The organism is Massilia atriviolacea (assembly GCF_003953935.1).
Taxonomy (GTDB): Bacteria; Pseudomonadota; Gammaproteobacteria; order Burkholderiales; family Burkholderiaceae_D; genus Telluria_A; species Telluria_A atriviolacea.
The window spans coordinates 62,693-80,988 of sequence record NZ_RXLQ01000024.1 but is presented as its reverse complement, the minus strand read 5'-3'; the positions used below and the strand labels follow the sequence as shown (position 1 = coordinate 80,988).

The window sequence follows — 18,296 nt, the reverse complement described above, 5'->3', positions numbered from 1 at the left end:
TTCATGCGCACCAGCATGTTGCTCACTTCGTCGAGTGCGCCTTCGGCGGTTTGCAGCATCGAGGTCGAGTTCTGGGTGTTGCGCATCGCAACGGCCATGCCGCTGGTCTGGGCTTTCAGGCGGGTCGCGATCTGCAGGCCGGCGGCGTCGTCCATCGACGAATTGATGCGGTAGCCGGTCGACAGGCGGGTCATCGAGGTCGACAGCGAACCCTGGGTGCGGTTGATCGAATTTTGCGCGGACAGGGCGGCGTTGTTGGTGTGAAGGCTCAGCATGATCAAACTCCAGTATGGGGGTGGGGACTTCGGAGTCGCATTGCTGCGCGCTCTCCCAAGTACAAGACGACCGATTCTGCGAAGTCATTAAGTGCCGCACGGAAATAATTTGATTTATTTTTCCGGTCTGTGGCGGCGCCGCCGATGCGGCGGACGAAGCAGGGTGTTTAGCGCTATGATGGCGGCCTTGATCGATTGACCGGATAGAAGTACGACGTGAGCAATAACACCACACCTTACCGCGGCCGCCGCCTGTCGGTTGCCCCCATGATGGATTGGACAGAAAATGCTGTACCTGTAGGGTTTATGCAACGGCGTGTGCAATTGGTGTGCATTTGATCCAGTGAGTTGGGGCTGGTGAATTCGTGGAATTCGAGACGTATCAATCTCCTGGCCGTTTTTTCAAAAAACTAAAATTTTACGATGCTCTTCTTGTCGAAGACTTACGCTCAGGGCGAGAAAGTCATGTGGAGACGGAGAAAAGAGGAGCCGTAGAAGGCTGAGCAGGAAAGGCGGGAGGTCGAGTGGGGGATTCAATAGGGAAAAACGATACTGGGTGATTAGAGAGCCGTAGCGTCCGAAATATCGTTGGCTTCTTCCGGTGCGCTCGCCGCAGCCGTTCGTGCCGTGGCGGGCTAAACAGGGCATTTAAAGCGGCTTTACCTGCCAAGCTTACCCTTTGGTCGCATGTAGATATCCCACTGCGGTGACTGCTCGTTGATCGTTGCAATAACCCCATCATCAGCTTGGATTATCAATCTTGCAATCATCTCTTGCTTCGTTACTGAGTAATGCTTCGCTAGTCGGGCTAGGGCTAGGGCAGTGCCCGTATCGACCCACATGTTTAGCTGGCGCTGGCCGTTCTCCCCAGCGGTTGCCCGTGTAGCCCTGTATGCCCTCTGACGCTCTGCGGGTGTCATTGCCATCATATCTCCTAATCGTTACTGAGTAACAGTGGTTGATTTCTTCAGAATCAGCTTTACTTGCGACTCGCTCACGTTGAGGGTCGATGCCACCTTGGCGATGGTGTAGCCCAGTGCGCGTAGCTCAACAATCTTGGCGTTGGCAACCGTGTCCGGTTTGCGGCCCTTGTAGACGCCTTTGGCCTTGGCGATGGCGATGCCTTGCTTCTGGCGTTCGCGGCGTGTCTCCCAGTCAGCACGGCATTGATAGAGAGCTATCCTTAGTAGCATTTCCTGCATAGCATCTACAACGATAGCGGCTACACCATCTCCTACCTTCGGTAATTCGATGAGTCCGGGGACGGACACAGCAGCACCGGTCGCCTTGATCCTCTTCATCAGAGCTTCAGCTTCAGGGAGTGGCAAGCGCGTGATACGGTCAAGGTGCTCAGCAATGATCGTGTCCCCGTCGTTGAGGTCCGCCAGCATCCGCTGAAGCTCTGGACGATCTTCCGAAGTTCCAGACGCTTTCTCGGAATAGGTCGCTACAACTGTATAGCCCTTTGCCTCTGCCTCAGCACGAAGCGACTGCTGTCGGGTCAACTCTTGCCCTTCTGTCGAGACACGTTGATAAATGCGGGCGATGGGCTTGGACATGATTGGTTCCTTTGTTGTTTGTTTGATTGGCTAATTTAAGTATGCCCTACTTGGCCTATGGTTTACAAGCGGTTCGTGAGGCTAGGAGGCGGAAAATTGATGAGTTATTGACCTATTCGGCGTTGACCACCCTAATTGACTGTTTTGGCATTCCGATGGGCTTGCACGCTTTCAATCCGGCTACACTGAGGCCACAACTTAAAGGGAGTGAATATGAGTAAGCAGAAGAAGGTGAAGATGATCGACGGCAGCAAGTGCAGTGCTTGGCAGGTACTGACGGCAGCTAACGCCTACTATGAATTGTCTAACGTGTTCACCGATTCTTTGCCTGAGCGTTTGGAAGGAGCGGATCACGCTTTGTTGAATATGGACGCTGGGGTCGCATCAGCTACGAATCGGATACTGGCCCTAGAGCTATACCTGAAGGCGCTGTTCATCGGTGCAAACTTATCATTCGCAGGCGTTCATGATCTGAAGGCGTTGTTCGACGCACTGCCGGACGATATACGTATCGAGATAGAGCGGTGCTTTGTGCTTAGGTGCGGAGATCAAGAGCACCCAGTGGAAGAATCTTACTTGGAATTTAGTTTTCAGCTTTGTGTTGATTTGGCAACCGCTAAACTTGGTCCGAAGAAAGCGTCGCCCATGCCTGACCTCACTCTGGATGGACTGTTGGACAGGAACCGGTCTGGATTCATTGTGTCTCGATATCTTTTTGAAAGTGCGTCACATGATGAGATGAATACTTTTAATTACGAGCACATACCTTTGGCGATTCTGTGCAGAGTTCTATGTGAAATGTTGGAATTGAGCCTGCCAAACCGCTTCCCTTGGTACAGCCGGACATTTGAATTCTGAGGGCGATGACTCCTTCCATGTGATAAGCGCCTGTCAGGCGGTTAGGACTGCATGGGTTGACGGACACCCCGGAATTACAGGCCCGAATTTTCGGGGCTTCTATTTTGGGAGGCTCATGCTTGCCGGTGGATGGCCTTCAACGATTGAGCAAGCGGGGCAGGGTGACTGGCTGCTTAGGGGCGGCAACTGCCGCAGGGTCAGAATAGGTGCCCAGAAAATTCTGGCCGCTGATTCCGTGGCGTACACGAATGGCCTGTACATACGACTGCTCAAATCTGTGCGTGGTGCTTCGGAATTTATGGACGAAGCATTTCCCAAAGCTCTTTGCCAACAGCCGCAGCCAAGCGCTCCATGTTGTCAACGGCAATATTCCGTTTTCCACTCTCTACCTGACTCACGTAGGTGCGGTGGATACCCGCCTGCTCGGCTAAGCCCTCTTGGGACAGGGACAGGGCTTCCCTCGCCAAGCGGAGACGTTGGCCGAAAAGGATGCGGGCAGGGGTAGGCAAGTGAGGTTTGGGCACCCATGCAGCGTGGGTGAGTGAAGAAAATACGTCTACAGAATCCGAGTAACATCTGATATGCTTTTGCCATTGCAACTGAGAAAGATGAAAAATGGCTCAACTGAACACTACGTGCCCGAAATGTGGTGCTCCTCATGCTCGTAAGCTGTCAGTTATTCATGCGGAGGGACTGTCGAGCGTACAGACCAATATCGAGACAGTGGGAACCTTCAACACGATTGGAAGGCAGCAGATAAAGACCAAGGGAGCTTCCAGCGGTACGCAGCAGACGCAAGCATCCAAGGATGCGGCACCTCCGGAAATACCGGACCCAAGGACGCAGGGACAGATGATCCGTACGGGGGGAATGCTAGTCGGGATGGCCGTAGGCATCGGAGGACTTTTCACCGGTTCTACGGGTCTAGCAGCGATTGGAGTAATGCTGAGCGGGGGCGCGCTCTGTGTCCCTACCGCACCAACTGAAGCAGAGCAAAAGGAGCATGATGAAGCTACCAAGCACCTGAGGGCGGCGAAGGAGGCATGGGTAAACACGTTCCAATGCTCGGCGTGTGGGGAGCGATTCGTTCCTGGTGTGTAGGCTGCTCAATATGCGATTTGCATCCACTATGCATCGACATCGGCTTCCTTAGCATGGCGACTGCCGCAGGCTTAGGCGTCAGTCTTCAGAGGTAGGACGTACTGTTTAAAAACAGGCAATTTGAATTGGCTATAGTAACGTAATGCTTCTAAGGGGAATTAAACATTGCAACCGCACTGTAAGTTGTCCACAGACGACTAAAATGTGACGGGCTGGCGCTTATTTTTCGGGCACGGGTTAGTGGGGACTCACCTGTCAGTCCCGCCTGCAACGTACCTTAGAAATGTCAAGTGATACACGGGAAAAAATTGCCAGTAATTCTATTGCGGCATGGTGAAGCAAGCCCTACAATTAGGCACGTTATTAGATTTTGAACTAGATCTAGTGATGCATGGTCCGAAGGATCAATGCAATTGAGGCGGAACGGCCAGTGCTGTGGAGGCAACTGGCGGTCCCATTTTGTTGAACCCAGCCGCGTGGCAGCGGATGAACATACCAGCAATGTTGAAGCTGGAAAGGCGGGATCGTATATGGCATACCATATGATCAGAAGATCGTAAAGGCATAGGCCGGGGGTTCTGGTCGTTGACAAAGTCCGCAACCAGACCTCTATTCTATGCCAAGAATTTGACTACTTGCCACTACTATTTTGTAAGGAGTGGAGATTTCGTACGAAAAATCACATAGAAATTGAGGTGTATTTTGGCAACAAAAACTAAAGCTCTCCCGAAAAGTGCCATCACTGGCAAAATTGTGTCTCCAGCATATGCTAAGACGCATCCGAAGACCACGGTAGTCATGCGGGTTCCTGTAGTCAAGCCCGGCAAGGCTAAGTAGCAGCGAAGGGCCGCTGGTGTTGGGGTGGCCCTTTTTCCCGACTTGGCACTGTCACACGATTCGTTGCCTACGACATGTAGGCGTTGATTGGACCAATTTGACTCCAGAAGAAATCGCCCAGCAAAAAGAGGTTGAATTCTACGCTGCGGGTGTGAATGCTTGGTACAACACCTCCCTCGAACACGACAAGAGCATTTTTGCATTGTCGGCGGGCGGGGTCGGGCTATTGATAAGCCTTTTCAATACCGTTGGGGGACAATCGCTGTGGGTGCTTTTGCTGTACGGAGCATCAAATTTTTGCTTTCTGGTCTCGCTCTTCATCTTGCTGTTCATATTCCAGGGAAACAAAAAGCACATCGAGGAAGTCTTGAGCTCGGGTGCAGTGTCTGATGATCTGTTGCTGAAATGGCTGGACCGTTGCGTGATGATTACTTTCGGTGTAGGTATTCTGTGTGCAGCAATCGTCGGCGTCGCGTCAGCAACTCATTCTTACAAAAGTGAACAGAAAAAAATGGCAAACGAAAAAACAACGCGCTCCCCTACGAATTCGGAAGCACTTCTTCGAAAGAGCTTTAACGGTATTGGGGGAATGCAAAACAGCGTCAACGGTATTGGACGAGTGGGGCCGCAAGGTACTGGAGCGCGCCCAACCCCGGCGGCACCGACTGCTACTCCAACACCGGCCCCAGCAACCCCGGCGGCACCTGTAACGGGAGGGGCGGGTAGTACTTAGCGAAAGCACGAGTGCATCTTCTAGTGGAAGGTGCGCTTCAACGTGTCGGTTTAGTTTCCCGTCTTTGTACTCAATTAGAATGTGTAGGTACGCGACTGCTCGAACACGAAGTCAGGCATACCCGTACGGGGCAAGTTCTTAGCGTCTATGCTAGGTTGAAGTCGGCATTCTGGACCTAAATCGACTGTGAGGTACTTAGATTGGTGCGCCGAGATTCACTACTTCAAATAAGCGGTTCTACGATGAAATTACTTGACGAAATTGTGGACCTACTGTCTGATGATCGTGCCTCATTAAGCTCTGCACTTTTTAAAACCAAGGTATTGCTGCGGACAATAGGCGAAGGTGAGCTTGTGGGATGGCTGAACGATGAGATTAACGGCTATGGCGACGCAAACTTTGTGCCGCCATACCGGAAATTAACCACCCGAGTCCTGGGTAACATTTCTAATGGATGGCAAATCGTGCAAAGGGCGTATCCTGTGCCTCTTTCTGGAACTCCAAGGCAATTCCAGGAATTTATGGGAACTCAAAATTTGACACATGCGCTGAGTGTGCTGGAAAGGATGGCGGAGGAGGATGATAAAAAAGTTCACCTAAGTTATACGCTTGATCCTACAGTGTATGAACCTTTAGGCGGCGTGCTGAACGAAGGGTTTCAGTTTGAACGGGTATGGGCTCAGGTCGAACTTTCACAGGTTCGTCAACTTCTCATCCAAGTTCGCTCACGGTTGCTAGATTTCATTCTTGAATTAAAAGACAAAATAGGGGATACCGTGTCAGATAATGAAGCAAAGTTAGCTGCGGCGAAGCACGACGTTCCAAGCATTTTCGCCGGGGCAGTCTTTGGCGACCACGCAACAATTCAGGTTGGAGATAATAATCGCCAAAAAGTTGTGAACAATATTGCTAAGGGCAACAAGCAGTCTTTGGGTGAAGAGTTACGGCGACATGGCGTCGATGAGGAAGACATATCCGAGTTGGAAATTGCTATTAACGCCGATCCGGTAGTCTTGACTGCGCCGGGACAGTTTGGTCCTGGTGTACGCAATTGGATGAAACGCATGGTGGGTAAGGCTATTGATACAGCGTGGGCTATAGAAGTTGGCATGGCTAGCAGTTTGCTCACCACCGCTCTTCAACGTTACTACGGCGTATAGGCTTATGACCGAGCCTACCTCGACGCTATCACTGAGCGACGTGAAAGACATCGTAGTCGCTTTGGCAGCGATTGTCGGAATGATAGTAGCGATTTTGGGACTAACAACTTGGCGGCGGCAACTGAAGGGCGGGATCGAGTATGAGCTTACGCGACGGTTGCTCAAGTATACGTATCGCCTCAGGGAGGCGCTCAAAGTTGTTCGTCATCCTGCAATGTTTGGCTCAGAGCTAGCAGCGCCGGAGAGCGAAAAGCGATTAACCGAGGAACAGCGGCGTTATGCCGGACTATCGAGCGCTTACCGGGCCAGATGGGAAAAGGTAGTCGGTGCCCGTGATGACCTGCAACGAGAACTTCTTGAAGCAGAGGTCGTGTGGAATAAAGAAATTTACGCGAGGTTTAAACCGCTGTTCGCGCTCCAAGAGGAACTGAATGCCGATGTTTACTCTTACCTTGCCCTGTGCAACCCGGACGAAAGCGTGCAGGCTAGGAATTCGTGGCAGGAAATTAGACGAGGGCGACCAAGAGAGGTTTTGTACGACTCGCTTGGCGAAAAGCCCGATGAATTTTCTTCGGACGTAGTACACGCTATTGTTGAGATCGAATCTTACTTAAAACCACACCTGAAAAAATAGCTTACCTGCCTCTACTAGGTTGGCGCTGATCCCACCCCATAACGAAAGTCATTGCGGGAGAACTTTACGTCCAGCCCCAGTGAAGCGAACAACAGGAAACCGTTGAACGATTGCAGGTTGTCGAGGGACAGCATGAATACGCCCTTACGGGCGCAGCGCCGTTCCTCGTTCAAATCCTGCATCGTCTCGTAAATCAGAATCAGCGGTGTCTCCGATGGTAACTGGGCGGTCTTGCAAGCCATCGTTTGAATCGAATGATTCCACGCATTCAATAATGCCTTGTACGGGCGCTTTGAACGGGCCAGGACGCCTCGCGCAATGTCGCTGTCGATCCGGTCCATGGCTGCGACTGCTGCTCGCTTAGTGCCTACCCCGTTCATCCGGTGAGCCTTGAATTCCGCGTAGAACCCGGTGGCGGGATGATGGAAATCAGGTAAAGCGGTGTAGCGGGTTCCTTCGGAGTCGATGAACTCTTGCGGGAATGCTGCTTCGCATGGAACCCAGCCGTGTGGGTACAGCCGGAAGGAGGCTTTCGCTTCCGCTACTGACTTGTGGGTCTTGCCGGTGACACCGACAAACTTTGTTGAAATGCTCGGATCGTACTTCGTTTTGAGAATCATTGTGTTTATCCTTCAAGGAAACTTCAGCGCAGAAAAGCCTGCACTTCGTAAAAATAGGTAAGTACGGGTACTCCATTGCACCCTTTGCACTTGTCGTAAGTCATTGATATAGCTGGCCACTCTTAGAAATCACACCCTTGCACCATCCTTGCACTACCCTTGCACAACCCTTGCACTTGGTCCGGTGTAACGCTCATCGGAAAGTAATAGGTTGACCGCTTGCCATCGAATTGAATCTGAGCCTTGGTGTAACCTAGCTTATTCATAATGCGCGGGACGTGTCCCGGTGTCGCCTTTGGCAATCCATCGGCTACGAACGCATCCTGCAAGTCGGCAAGCGTGAAGGCGACGTTATCCATGATAAAGCCTGCCGCAAAGTCCTCGTGCGGGTTAGTGCTCAGAGCGACCATCGCTTGGAGCGCCTTTGATTCTGGCGCACGCTTGTGATTGAATCCAGTAAGGTCATAGGCCATGAACCAATTAAACACAGCATCCAGTGAGCCAGGACTTTTCAGCCAATCATCAAGCCGTGCAATGAAGGCTTGCGTTTCAGCGCCATCAACGCGGTGCACTAGTCGGTCAAACACAAGCCATCGCCGTTCATCGGGGTCAAGGTAGAGCGGTCGTGGTTCGTTTGATGCCAGAATGAAGCGGGTGTAACTTCGTACCATCTTGCCCTGCTGCTGCTTTTTTTCGACGTGTTGACGCTCCTCGGACAGGATTGATTTCAGTTTAGTCTGGGTCGCATCGCTTGCGGTCTTGCAATCATCCAAAAGTACCATCAGGCTCGTCTCTAGCATCGTAGAGAATCGGCCCATTACCTTATCGTACGAAGCGGCAATCTCTGTGTGCAGCAAGAGTGGCTGTAACACGTTCTCGAACAGGTAGCCCTTGCCAGTTCCGGGGTCTGAAGGCCACATCAAGTGATAAGACGGCCGTTCCCCCGGTTTCTGAAAGGCGTGTGCGATCCATTGCAAGGCTTGATGACGCTGTACCGGGTCTGCGATTAGCCGTTCCCAGAATTCCAGCCACAACGGGTCTATATCGCGGCTGGCGCTAGTGGGTCTGTATTTTTGGCAGGTGTTGACGTAGCAAAGGCCCGACTGCGCATCAGACGAATAAACGCCGCCTACTGGATCGAACTTCTGGCCAACCACATGCTTCAGTGTGCGCATAATGTAGCTGCTGCCGGGATAAGTGACCTCTTTGTTGTTGGCGTCGCACCAGCGGTCGAAATCGCTTTGAATGAACGATGCAAAAAGTGTGTCGCTCGTAAAGCGGTTGAACAATCGGGTCTGATTGGAAGCGCTGTCGTCAATTTTGCAAAAGCCGCGCTGCTTTAAGGTGGCGATATATTCGGCAATATTTGCCTTTTCTGCGGGAGACTTAGGGGTTGTTGGCGTTGGTGTTGGTGCAGACATAGATATCCTTTGAATTGGCTTGGCCACTGATGGCGAAAGATTGAATGACTTTTGAGACTGAGGTTCCGGTGTTTCGCGCGCACTCTTGTAGTAGATGCCATACGTCCGAAGGCAAATACACATAACCCCGCTGAATTACTGTTCCATCACCAGCGGTGACGGACTGGCGGTTAGTGCCAGGAATTTTTGTAAGGCGGCTCATTCCACAAGTTCTTTCGCTGCACGGAATGCGTCGAGGTGGTGGCCTGTCCAATGTGGCAAGGTGGGAGGAATAGTGAGTCCCAAAGCGACGAATACGCCGATGAGAACTGCTACTTGAGCCTGAGAAAATTGAGTCAAAATTTGTGCTTTCAAAAAAGTTGTGGACGTAGCGGGCCTTGCTCAGCGTCTTTTTAAAGACGAAGCGATAGCGTCGGAACGAAGGCCGACTACGAGAGCGGTAAAGATTTTCGGGGGTACTGCGACAGGCCAGAGCTGCAAGCCGTTTGGACTAGATCAGGCAGCGATACTTTGCTGGGCTTCTTCCAGCGCTTTCAGGACTTGCCGTGCTGCGTCCACTTCCTCGGCCAATTTCGCTTTCTGAGCTAGCTTTTCCAGATGCTCTTTCGCTGAGGAGGCGGCTTGAGCGGCTGCGGCGTCCTCGCTGCTTTTCTGACGTTCCATTGCAGTCATCACCGCCAACTTGGCAGCAGCTACTACAGAGCGATCATCCGGAAGACTGGGCACAAGTGTCAGAGCTACTTGACCACCGTACGGGAAAAACTGCGGTGGACAGGCTTTCGAAAAGCTGAATCCTTGACGAATCAGAACCTCGGCTTGAGCGAAGGCTACAGAGGTGAGGCCGCACAGTTCGACAATGCTTGGCTGCTCATCGGTTGGAGTTGGTTTAAGTGTCTTCGTCATATAAGTCCTTTAATTAGTGATTGGTGAAGTTGTTTTCTTGCTGGCTAGGCGAAGAAAGTTAGCCAAACGAAGGCGATCCCATTTCATGCCGCTAGGGGTGAGTAGGTCGAGGTCGTTAAGTCTGTCTGCCTTCTGGCGAAGCGTGAAGGTCTGCGGTAGTGATTTAGCAACCGCTAGGGTATCGATGTAGTAGTTGTCCGGCTGACGGTTGCCACCGAAGCGAATGGAAAATGACATAAGGTGTCCTCTCTAATTAATTAGATGAAATTTGAATTTTTGTTTATGGGGAAAAGTCAAGACTTAAAGGTGGTATTGCGCCACCAATACTACATTTTACCTCACGTTAGGCCATTTGTCAACAAATCACTTGACATGTAGTTCTTCGGTATGCTAAGTCATATATTTACGATTGTTAAGTCGAAATGTCATGCTTAAATGGGAGCAAATTCCTACCGGAATTTTTATAGGCACGCAGGTTTGCTAAGCAAAACGACCCTTTCGGCCAAGTGAGACGGCGTTTTCGGGTGAATATTTGCATGTCAAATATGTAATTTTGGTAGGTGGTACCTGCGTTGCCCTAGCCCAGCTAGAGTACGTACTGAGCAGCATTTGTCGTGGTTTGCACCTTCATACGTGTGCCTATATATTTACGAATAGCTTCTAGCGGATAAAGGTAGTTACAGCCCAGCAGGATGTAATCCGGTCCCTTGCCGCGCTTTCGCCACGCGTCTACTGTCGATAATTTGACACCCGCGAGAGTAGCAAAAGCCGTTTCGTCTAGGCAATCCACCAGCCGGGCTAGGTCTGTTATGTTAACTGGCTGGGTCTGATGATGTTCGTACATGGATCCTCCTTCGTTGTGGGTGAAGGCTGTACTGTACGAAAGGAGCGTTTAATAGCCGGGCTACTTGTCGATTGACTCTTTCGTGTACTTCTTCACGGTCGCATGGATCGTAGTAGTGCTAACCTCATACTTCCTTGCCAGCTCTTTTGCAGCACCGTACGAAGTTCCGTTTGCCTTCCGCTCGCTGTAGAGCTTGCCGATGCGTATGCAGTCGTCCTCACTAAGCTTGCGGGGCTTTTCGGCCCGTGCACGCTGTGTTTCACTGTGGCTTTTGACCTTGGCAGAAGCTTCGGCCGCGACGATGGGGAGCAAAATCTGTCGAAATGTGGCCTCGATCTGTTTCATCCGCATGTTCAGCAGTTGATAATCTTCTGGCGAGTCGTCAACTAACATGTGGAAGAAGGCCCTACATGTTTTGACGAAGAAGTCGTGTTGCGAGTTGCGGTCGTCCAGATGAGGTAGAAGTAAATTCATGGCGATCACTGCGCGGTTATGAAATTCCATTACTGTGGCGATTTCTGGTAAGTCGTCAAATGGATTGGTAGTCGTCTTAATCATGCTGCTTCAACCTCTGTCTTGGTAAGGGCTTTGAGTGCCGCGTGCACATCCTCGGCTCTGGTGTGTGTGTATCGCTTTAGTTGCGTCCAGGTTTTGTGTCCAGTCAGCAGCGCGACATCGGGTATTGACAGTCCGAGGCGGAACAGGTCGCTAGTTGCCTTGTGACGTAGATCATGAAAGCGGAGGTCATCAATGCCGAGCTTAGTACAGGCGCGTGTGAACGCGGTACTGACGCTGGACGCTTCATAAGGGAAAACAGGACCGACCTGACGGTCCGCAATTATCGGTTCGACTATCGCCCACGCCGCAGGAAGCAGTGGAACGGTCTGATGGTTGCCCTCTTTTTTGCGAGGGTCCTTGCGGTCACGGATGATGACACTGCGCTTCTCAAAATTAACGTCTTCTAATGCGATTGAGCAGATTTCGTCCTGCCGCATTGTAGTGGCGAGAGCGAATGCACAGATTGTTGCCATTGGAATCTTTTGACGCCTGTTGCCGGTCCAGTAAGCGAAAAGGCGATTCAGTTCGTCCTGCGTCGGCTCTCGGTCCCGTTCGTTGCTGCGGGTACTCAGCTTTCGGGTTGCGAGGTCTCTACGGGCGTCGCGGGCGAGGTCAGTTGGTAGGTCGAACAGACGCGAGTGCTTTCCCCATTTTAAGATAGCACCAAGAAAGGAGAGGTCCGCTGCAATGGTGACGCCCCCAGCGCCAGCCTTGACCCTCTTATCTATGAAATCCCGGAGATGGATGCTGTTGAGCCGCTTTAAGGAAATGCTACCGAGTTCACGCGTGAGCATCGCGTGGGTGGCCTTTTTCGTCTTGCCGCCCATGTTACACTCGCGGGCGTAACCTTCGATTAGATCGCTTACTTTGTAAGCTTCTGGTACTGGTTGGTAGCCGCTTGCTGTGATGTGCTCTACTTGTACCTCAAGTCTCTGCGCCCATGCTTGAGCGTCGCGTTTAAGAGTGAAGGTCTCCCCACGGGATATCCCGGCTCTGCGTACCTGCGCCCGCCATCTCCCGCTCGGAAGCTTTGTAATAGTCGCCACGTGTGCAATTCCTGTGTGTTGGATGATGCCCGTATTATGCTTTATTGAACTACTTCGTGTGCACCTTGTGTGCACTGACTGCTGCACATGACCAATTTTGACCTAAAAAATCCTTTTAAAAACAAGAGGTTAGTATCTGTCGCCCCGATGATGGACTGGACCGACCGCCATTGCCGCAAGTTCCATCGCGAAATCACGCGCCATACCTGGTTGTATACAGAGATGGTGACCACCGGCGCGCTGGTGTACGGCGACGTCGAACGCCACCTGCGCTTCAATGAAGAAGAGCATCCGGTGGCGCTGCAGCTGGGCGGCAGCGATCCGGCCGACCTGGCCACCAGCGCCAAACTGGGCCAGCAATGGGGCTACGACGAGATCAACCTCAATTGCGGCTGTCCGTCGGAGCGGGTGCAGAAGGGCGCCTTCGGCGCCTGCCTGATGGCGGAACCGCAACTGGTGGCCGATTGCGTGAAAGCCATGCGCGACGCGGTCAGCATCGACGTCACCGTCAAGCACCGCATCGGCATCGACCGCAACGAAGAATACGGCTTCGTGCGCGATTTCGTCGGCACCATTGCCGCCGCCGGCTGCACGACCTTCATCGTGCATGCGCGTAATGCCATCCTCAAGGGCCTCTCGCCCAAGGAAAACCGCGAAATCCCGCCGCTCAAGTACGACGTGGCCTACCAGCTCAAGCGCGAGTTTCCCGAGCTGGAAATCATCATCAACGGCGGCATCAAGACGGCCGACGAGATCGCACTGCACCTGGAGCACGTCGACGGCGTGATGCTGGGGCGCGAGGCTTACCATAATCCCTACGTCATGGCCGAGTACGATGCGCGCTTTTACGGCGACGATGCGCCGGTCAAGACGCGCGAGGAAGTGCTGGCGGCGATGATTCCGTATATCCAGGCGCAGCTGGACCTGCACGCGGCGCGCGGCTTGAAACTGAACAGCATCACGCGACACATGCTGGGCCTGATGGCCGGGCTGGGCGGTGCGCGCAGCTTCCGCCAGGTGATGTCGGACCCGAAACGCCTGGCCGCGGCCGATCCGCACCTGCTGCTGGAAGCGGCGGCCGGCATGCGCCGGGCTGCCTAGCAAGCGCAGCGCCTCCGCCCTGCACGGAAGGAGGCCAGGCGGGCGCCGTCCGCGCGTCCGTTTTCCCCACTTTTCCGCCGGTTCCCCCCTGCGCATGACTCGCCGTGACTTGGCATGCGCTGCCATCTCCCCCCACGACACATAGTTCCAACAGGGAAACTATATTTCAATTGCGCAAACGCATTTTTGCTTGCTCTAGGGCAAAATATGACTCTATAATCGGTGCATCTCCTGCCCATTTTTCCGATGTTCGGGTGCACATTCCGAAGTGTTGTTGTGCCGAAACAATTCGTTCTCCAACCAACTTTTTTGCATGCGCAGTCACCGTTTTGATTTATCCTGAATGGAACGCCGTGTGTGATGCGTTTCGTCAAAGACAGGTCAACAGTACCCGCGGTTAACCTTGCTAATTCGATCAATTGTTCCATAGAAAAGACGCGAAATGAATTTATCCAATATGAAGGTCGGCACCCGTTTAGGTCTTGGATTTGTCCTGGTCCTGTCTTTTCTGGTCGCGGTCACCATCGTGGGCATCATCAGCATGGCCCAGATCCAGACGCGCCTGGATAATGTGGTCGGTGTCAACAATGTGGTCACCCGCCTGGTGATCGACATGCGCACCAATGTCAGCGAGCGCATCGTGTCCCTGCGCATCCTGACCCTGATGACCGATTCGGCCGACATGGAACCGGAAATGAAGCGCATCAAGGAACAGACCGCGCGCTACGACGAAGCCCAGAAGAAGCTGAGCGACAAGTTCGCCAGGTCGGCCTCGGCGGAAGAAAAGAGCCTGCTGGCGCAGATCAAGGAACACGAAGCGCTGGCCATGCCGGCCGTGGCCAAGGCCTCCGAACTGTGGATGGCCGACAAGGCCGAAGACGCGACCCGCGTCATGATCAAGGAAATCCGCCCGGTCCAGAAAAAATGGATGGATGCGCTCGACCAGCTGGCCGCCCTCGAAGACAAGCTCAATAGCGCAGCCCAGAAAGATGCCGAAAGCGGTTTCGAAGCGGCCCGCCTGACCATGCTGATCCTCGGCGGCGTCGCGATCCTGCTGGGCGGCATCGCTGCCGTCTTCATCACCCGCGGCCTGCTCAAGCAGCTCGGCGGCGAGCCCGACTACACCGCCAAGATCGCCAGCAGCATCGCCCACGGCGACCTGTCGGTGCACATCGACACCAGCCACGCCGACAAGGGCAGCCTCTTGATGGAAGTGCGCGAAATGCGCAACAGCCTGAAAGACATCGTCGGCCAGGTACGCGGCGGCACGGAAACCATCGGCACCGCCTCGCGTGAAATCGCGGCCGGCAATATCGACCTGTCCTCGCGCACCGAAATGCAGGCCAGCGCCCTGGAAAAAACCGCCTCGGCCATGGAAGAACTGACCTCGACCGTGAAACAGAACGCCGACAACGCCCGTGAAGCCAACCAGCTCGCGGCCAGCGCCTCGGACGTGGCACGCAAGGGTGGCGACGTGGTCTCGCAAGTGGTCGACACGATGGGTTCGATCAACGCCTCGGCCAACAAGATTGTCGACATCATCGGCGTAATCGATGGCATCGCCTTCCAGACCAACATCCTGGCGCTGAATGCGGCGGTGGAAGCGGCCCGTGCCGGCGAACAGGGCCGCGGCTTCGCGGTCGTCGCCTCGGAAGTGCGCAACCTGGCGCAGCGCTCGGCGGCGGCGGCCAAGGAAATCAAGAACCTGATCGGCGATTCGGTCGAGAAGGTCGAACGCGGCAGCAAGCTGGTCGGCCAGGCCGGCGTGACGATGGACGAAGTCGTCGCCAGCGTCAAGCGCGTCACCGACATCATGGGCGAGATCGCCAACGCCAGCCAGGAGCAGAGCGCCGGCATCGAGCAGGTGAACATGTCGATCATCGAGATGGACAGCATGACCCAGCAGAACGCGGCGCTGGTCGAGCAGGCCGCCGCCGCGGCGCAGAGCCTGCAGGACCAGGCCAGCGAACTGGCGCACGTGGTCAGCATCTTCAAGCTGGTCGAAGGCGAAGAAGCGCATGCCGGCCCGGCGCCGGCGCCGGTTGCGGCAGCGCCGGCCCGTCCGGCCAAGGCAGCGCCGCTGCGCGTGGCCAAGCCGGCCCTGAAGCGTCCGGCGCCGGCCGCCGCTGCCGCCGTCAAGCCGAAGAAGGCCCCGGCGACGACCAGCAACGACGAATGGGAAGAATTCTGATCCGCCTCCCGGGCCCGGGCCGGTAAGGGCGGGGCGGGGCGGGCAGCGCGGTGCGAGCCGCGGCGTTAGCGTCGACGTGATACGGACGCGCGATTGAACGTTATATTAGGGAAATTGTATGTTGACCTCTACGCGTTACCTGAGTGTGTTCGCCGCCATGCTGGTGTGCGGCGCTGCCGCGGCGGCCGAAGTGCCGGCCAGTTTCGATGCCGGCAAGTGCAAGGCCGAGTATCCGAAGGCCTCGCTGATGAACGAGGAGCAGGGCACGGTGTCGATGTCCTTCCTGGTCAATGCGGACGGTACGGTGGCCGAATCGAAGCTCGATAAGACCAGCGGCTTCAAGAATCTCGACAAGGCCGCCATCAAGACGATCAGCGCCTGCAAGTTCAAGCCCGGCACCAAGGACGGCGCCCCGGCCCAGACCTGGACCAAGGTCGACTACGCCTGGAAACTCGACTAAACCGTTTCCCCGCACCACCCGACCGGCCGCCCTGGCCGGTCGTTTCACCCTCCCTCGACGGCCGGGCCCGTGTCCCCGCCGGTGCCAGGTCTGACATTCGGACACGGCCTCGACCTTGCATCTGTCCCCGCCGGTGCCAGGTCTGACATTCGGACACGGCCTCGACCTTGTCCCCGCCGGTGCCAGGTCTGACATTCGGACACGGCCTCGACCTTCCATCTGTCCATGCCGGTGCCTGTGTCCATGCCGGTGCCTGTCACCGATTCGGACATGTCGGTGCCTGTCACCGATTCGGACAATCGGGATGCACCGACGGCAGGGCCCGTGTCCACACCGGTGCCTGTCACCGATTAGGACAGGTGCCTGTCACCGATTAGGACAGTCGTCATTTGTCCATGCCGGTGCCTGTCACCGATTCGGACAGTCACTGATTCGGACAATCGGGGCGCACCGACGGCAGGGCCCGTGTCCACACCGGTGCCTGTCACCGATTAGGACAGGTGCCTGTCACCGATTAGGACAGTCGTCATTTGTCCATGCCGGTGCCTGTCACCGATTCGGACAGTCACTGATTCGGACAATCGGGGCGCACCGACGGCAGGGCCCGTGTCCACACCGGTGCCTGTCACCGATTAGGACACCGGTGCCTGTCACCGATTAGGACAGTCACCGATTAGGACACGGAACGGACGTGCGCTGTTGACCTATTGCTAGTGCGCATGTATGTTGCGGCGCATGCACATCAAACTCCTGATCGCCGCAGCTTGCCTGCTGGGCCTGTTTTCGACCATCGGCGCGGCGCTGCCGTATCCGATCCTGCCGCCGCTGTTCGCGTCGGGCGCCAGCAATGGCCTTAATTCCTTCCTCGGACTGCCGCCCAAGCTGCTGTTCGGCCTGGCACTGACCATCAATCCGCTCGGTTTGTTGATCGGAAATACCTTGCTCGGCCCGCTGTCGGACCGCTACGGCCGCCGCCCGCTGCTGATGCTCACCACCGTCGGCGCCGCCCTCGGCCACATGCTCACCGCGGCCGCGCTGCTGCTCGAATCGTATCCGCTGTTCATCGTGGCGCGCTTCGGTACCGGCTTGTTGGAGGGGAATGGCGCGGTGGTGCGCGCGATGCTGGCCGACCGCCTCGAAGGCGACCTGCGCGTGCGCGCGCTGTCCTGGCTGAACGGCGCCTTTTACCTCGGCTGGCTGGCCGGGCCGCTGCTGGCCGGGGCCACCGTGGTGTGGGGCGTCACAGTGCCGTTCTGGATCGCCGCCGGCGCCTTGATGATGACCACGGCGCTGGTGGCGCTGGTGCTGCCGCGCGAGACCCCCTCGCTGGCGACCACCTCCTGGTGGTATGTGGCGCGTCACCAGCACGCCTTCCATCTGCTGCGCCACGCCGACCTGCGCAAGCTGTTCATCGTCCAGTTCGCCTACACCTGCGGCGTAACCGCCTTTTACGAGTTCTATCCCTTGTGGCTGGTGGAGTACCCGCGCTACGGCGCGCCCGGGATCGCCTGGGTCACGGCCGCCCTGTGCGCGGTGATGACTCTCACCGCCGTGTTCGCCGGTCGTCCGAGCCGCTTCGCTCCCTTGCAGCGGGCCGCCTGGAGCGCTTTCGCCTGCGCCACGGCGATTGCGGCGGTGGCGGTCGGCCATGTGTGGCTGGGACTGGCGGCGATCGTGCTGTTCGGGATTCCGAATGCGTTCTACAACGCGATCGTGCCGGGCTGGTGCGCGGAGCGCTTCGGGTCGCTGGGGCAGGGCGCGGTGATGGGCTTGCTGTCGACCACCTTCTGCCTGGCCAATATCGTCATGGCGCTGATCGGATCGGTACTGACCCTGGTCGATACGCGCCTGATCCTGCTGCTGGGCGCGCTATTGTCGGGCTGGGCCGCCTGGCGCCTGCTGGGCTGGCGCGTGCAGATGACGGGCGCCGCCGTCACGACCGCGCCCGCCGAAGGATAAACGCCGTTGCGCCGCTGCGCCGCTGCGCCGCTGCGC

The 18,296-nt window shown here is 55.5% G+C and carries 19 protein-coding genes; 8 read left to right on the top strand and 11 right to left on the bottom strand.

From position 1 onward, the window contains the following. From EJB06_RS29025 to EJB06_RS29015, 3 genes are all read right to left on the bottom strand, one after another. The coding region (locus EJB06_RS29025) for a flagellin N-terminal helical domain-containing protein (protein WP_441295159.1) at positions 1 to 275 on the bottom strand (275 nt) is incomplete at its 3' end. A 659-nt stretch (positions 276 to 934) separates the two neighbouring features. Then, positions 935 to 1,195: a hypothetical protein gene (locus EJB06_RS33245; RefSeq protein ID WP_502559457.1), complete on the bottom strand. Its 261-nt coding sequence runs from the start codon at positions 1,193 to 1,195 to the stop codon at positions 935 to 937. A gap of 21 nt (positions 1,196 to 1,216) precedes the next feature. Beyond that, the gene (locus EJB06_RS29015; protein ID WP_126077517.1) at positions 1,217 to 1,834 is read right to left on the bottom strand and encodes a recombinase family protein; all 618 of its coding nucleotides are present in this window, start codon (positions 1,832 to 1,834) and stop codon (positions 1,217 to 1,219) included. 213 nt (positions 1,835 to 2,047) lie between these two features. Here EJB06_RS29015 and EJB06_RS29010 point away from each other — a divergent pair, with 213 nt between their 5' ends. Next, a complete protein-coding gene (locus EJB06_RS29010) occupies positions 2,048 to 2,692 on the top strand; it encodes a HEPN domain-containing protein (protein ID WP_126077516.1) in 645 nt (214 codons plus the stop codon). Positions 2,693 to 2,988: 296 nt separating this feature from the next. On the opposite strand, the gene EJB06_RS29005 is transcribed toward EJB06_RS29010, so the two are convergent. Then, positions 2,989 to 3,216, bottom strand: coding sequence for a helix-turn-helix domain-containing protein (locus tag EJB06_RS29005; RefSeq protein ID WP_198420946.1), 228 nt, complete (start codon positions 3,214 to 3,216; stop codon positions 2,989 to 2,991). A 1,511-nt stretch (positions 3,217 to 4,727) separates the two neighbouring features. Between EJB06_RS29005 and EJB06_RS29000 the strand changes: the two genes are divergently transcribed. From EJB06_RS29000 to EJB06_RS28990, 3 genes are all read left to right on the top strand, one after another. Beyond that, on the top strand, positions 4,728 to 5,363 hold the full coding sequence (locus EJB06_RS29000) for a hypothetical protein (protein WP_126077514.1): 636 nt from the start codon (positions 4,728 to 4,730) through the stop codon (positions 5,361 to 5,363). Positions 5,364 to 5,605: 242 nt separating this feature from the next. Next, positions 5,606 to 6,523 (top strand): AbiTii domain-containing protein, encoded by a 918-nt coding sequence (locus EJB06_RS28995; RefSeq protein ID WP_126077513.1) that lies wholly within the window; start codon positions 5,606 to 5,608, stop codon positions 6,521 to 6,523. A 4-nt stretch (positions 6,524 to 6,527) separates the two neighbouring features. Next, entirely contained in the window at positions 6,528 to 7,157 is a 630-nt protein-coding gene (locus EJB06_RS28990; protein ID WP_126077512.1) for a hypothetical protein, read from the top strand. A gap of 14 nt (positions 7,158 to 7,171) precedes the next feature. Here the strand turns inward: EJB06_RS28990 and EJB06_RS28985 are convergent, their stop codons facing one another. The 7 genes from EJB06_RS28985 to EJB06_RS28955 all read right to left on the bottom strand — a co-directional run bounded on the left by EJB06_RS28985 (position 7,172) and on the right by EJB06_RS28955 (position 12,330). Then, positions 7,172 to 7,777, bottom strand: coding sequence for a hypothetical protein (locus tag EJB06_RS28985; RefSeq protein ID WP_126077511.1), 606 nt, complete (start codon positions 7,775 to 7,777; stop codon positions 7,172 to 7,174). A 122-nt stretch (positions 7,778 to 7,899) separates the two neighbouring features. Next, on the bottom strand, positions 7,900 to 9,198 hold the full coding sequence (locus tag EJB06_RS28980) for a primase-helicase family protein (protein WP_126077510.1): 1,299 nt from the start codon (positions 9,196 to 9,198) through the stop codon (positions 7,900 to 7,902). Positions 9,199 to 9,693: 495 nt separating this feature from the next. Then, positions 9,694 to 10,101, bottom strand: a complete 408-nt coding sequence (locus EJB06_RS28975) for a hypothetical protein (protein WP_126077509.1) — start codon at positions 10,099 to 10,101, stop codon at positions 9,694 to 9,696. A gap of 9 nt (positions 10,102 to 10,110) precedes the next feature. Beyond that, the gene (locus tag EJB06_RS28970) at positions 10,111 to 10,338 is read right to left on the bottom strand and encodes a hypothetical protein (RefSeq protein WP_126077508.1); all 228 of its coding nucleotides are present in this window, start codon (positions 10,336 to 10,338) and stop codon (positions 10,111 to 10,113) included. Positions 10,339 to 10,687: 349 nt separating this feature from the next. Further along, a complete protein-coding gene (locus tag EJB06_RS28965; RefSeq protein ID WP_126077507.1) occupies positions 10,688 to 10,945 on the bottom strand; it encodes a hypothetical protein in 258 nt (85 codons plus the stop codon). A 60-nt stretch (positions 10,946 to 11,005) separates the two neighbouring features. Beyond that, complete coding sequence (locus EJB06_RS28960) at positions 11,006 to 11,503, bottom strand: hypothetical protein (protein ID WP_126077506.1); 498 nt, start codon at positions 11,501 to 11,503, stop codon at positions 11,006 to 11,008. Beyond that, positions 11,500 to 12,330: a site-specific integrase gene (locus EJB06_RS28955; RefSeq protein ID WP_126077505.1), complete on the bottom strand. Its 831-nt coding sequence runs from the start codon at positions 12,328 to 12,330 to the stop codon at positions 11,500 to 11,502. Before EJB06_RS28955 ends, EJB06_RS28960 begins: the two co-directional genes overlap by 4 nt. 306 nt (positions 12,331 to 12,636) lie before the next feature. Here EJB06_RS28955 and dusA point away from each other — a divergent pair, with 306 nt between their 5' ends. The 4 genes from dusA to EJB06_RS28935 all read left to right on the top strand — a co-directional run bounded on the left by dusA (position 12,637) and on the right by EJB06_RS28935 (position 18,260). Further along, on the top strand, positions 12,637 to 13,650 hold the full coding sequence (gene dusA, locus EJB06_RS28950) for a tRNA dihydrouridine(20/20a) synthase DusA (RefSeq protein WP_126077504.1): 1,014 nt from the start codon (positions 12,637 to 12,639) through the stop codon (positions 13,648 to 13,650). Between the two features lie 442 nt (positions 13,651 to 14,092). Continuing rightward, positions 14,093 to 15,841 (top strand): methyl-accepting chemotaxis protein, encoded by a 1,749-nt coding sequence (locus tag EJB06_RS28945; RefSeq protein ID WP_229427342.1) that lies wholly within the window; start codon positions 14,093 to 14,095, stop codon positions 15,839 to 15,841. 118 nt (positions 15,842 to 15,959) lie between these two features. Next, positions 15,960 to 16,301: an energy transducer TonB gene (locus EJB06_RS28940; RefSeq protein WP_126077503.1), complete on the top strand. Its 342-nt coding sequence runs from the start codon at positions 15,960 to 15,962 to the stop codon at positions 16,299 to 16,301. Positions 16,302 to 17,036: 735 nt separating this feature from the next. After that, entirely contained in the window at positions 17,037 to 18,260 is a 1,224-nt protein-coding gene (locus tag EJB06_RS28935) for an MFS transporter (protein ID WP_126077502.1), read from the top strand. Positions 18,261 to 18,296 lie beyond the last annotated feature (36 nt).

Bases quoted from the DNA above. Each gene is read 5' to 3' on its own strand.
- dusA (WP_126077504.1), top strand. From the start codon at position 12,637: ATGACCAATTTTGACCTAAAAAATCCTTTTAAAAACAAGAGGTTAGTA.
- EJB06_RS29010 (WP_126077516.1), top strand. From the start codon at position 2,048: ATGAGTAAGCAGAAGAAGGTGAAGATGATCGACGGCAGCAAGTGCAGT.
- EJB06_RS33245 (WP_502559457.1), bottom strand. From the start codon at position 1,195: ATGACACCCGCAGAGCGTCAGAGGGCATACAGGGCTACACGGGCAACC.
- EJB06_RS28985 (WP_126077511.1), bottom strand. From the start codon at position 7,777: ATGATTCTCAAAACGAAGTACGATCCGAGCATTTCAACAAAGTTTGTC.
- EJB06_RS28990 (WP_126077512.1), top strand. From the start codon at position 6,528: ATGACCGAGCCTACCTCGACGCTATCACTGAGCGACGTGAAAGACATC.
- EJB06_RS28960 (WP_126077506.1), bottom strand. From the start codon at position 11,503: ATGATTAAGACGACTACCAATCCATTTGACGACTTACCAGAAATCGCC.
- EJB06_RS28945 (WP_229427342.1), top strand. From the start codon at position 14,093: ATGAATTTATCCAATATGAAGGTCGGCACCCGTTTAGGTCTTGGATTT.
- EJB06_RS28975 (WP_126077509.1), bottom strand. From the start codon at position 10,101: ATGACGAAGACACTTAAACCAACTCCAACCGATGAGCAGCCAAGCATT.
- EJB06_RS28965 (WP_126077507.1), bottom strand. From the start codon at position 10,945: ATGTACGAACATCATCAGACCCAGCCAGTTAACATAACAGACCTAGCC.
- EJB06_RS29015 (WP_126077517.1), bottom strand. From the start codon at position 1,834: ATGTCCAAGCCCATCGCCCGCATTTATCAACGTGTCTCGACAGAAGGG.
- EJB06_RS28940 (WP_126077503.1), top strand. From the start codon at position 15,960: ATGTTGACCTCTACGCGTTACCTGAGTGTGTTCGCCGCCATGCTGGTG.
- EJB06_RS28995 (WP_126077513.1), top strand. From the start codon at position 5,606: ATGAAATTACTTGACGAAATTGTGGACCTACTGTCTGATGATCGTGCC.
- EJB06_RS28955 (WP_126077505.1), bottom strand. From the start codon at position 12,330: ATGGGCGGCAAGACGAAAAAGGCCACCCACGCGATGCTCACGCGTGAA.
- EJB06_RS28980 (WP_126077510.1), bottom strand. From the start codon at position 9,198: ATGTCTGCACCAACACCAACGCCAACAACCCCTAAGTCTCCCGCAGAA.
- EJB06_RS28970 (WP_126077508.1), bottom strand. From the start codon at position 10,338: ATGTCATTTTCCATTCGCTTCGGTGGCAACCGTCAGCCGGACAACTAC.
- EJB06_RS28935 (WP_126077502.1), top strand. From the start codon at position 17,037: ATGCACATCAAACTCCTGATCGCCGCAGCTTGCCTGCTGGGCCTGTTT.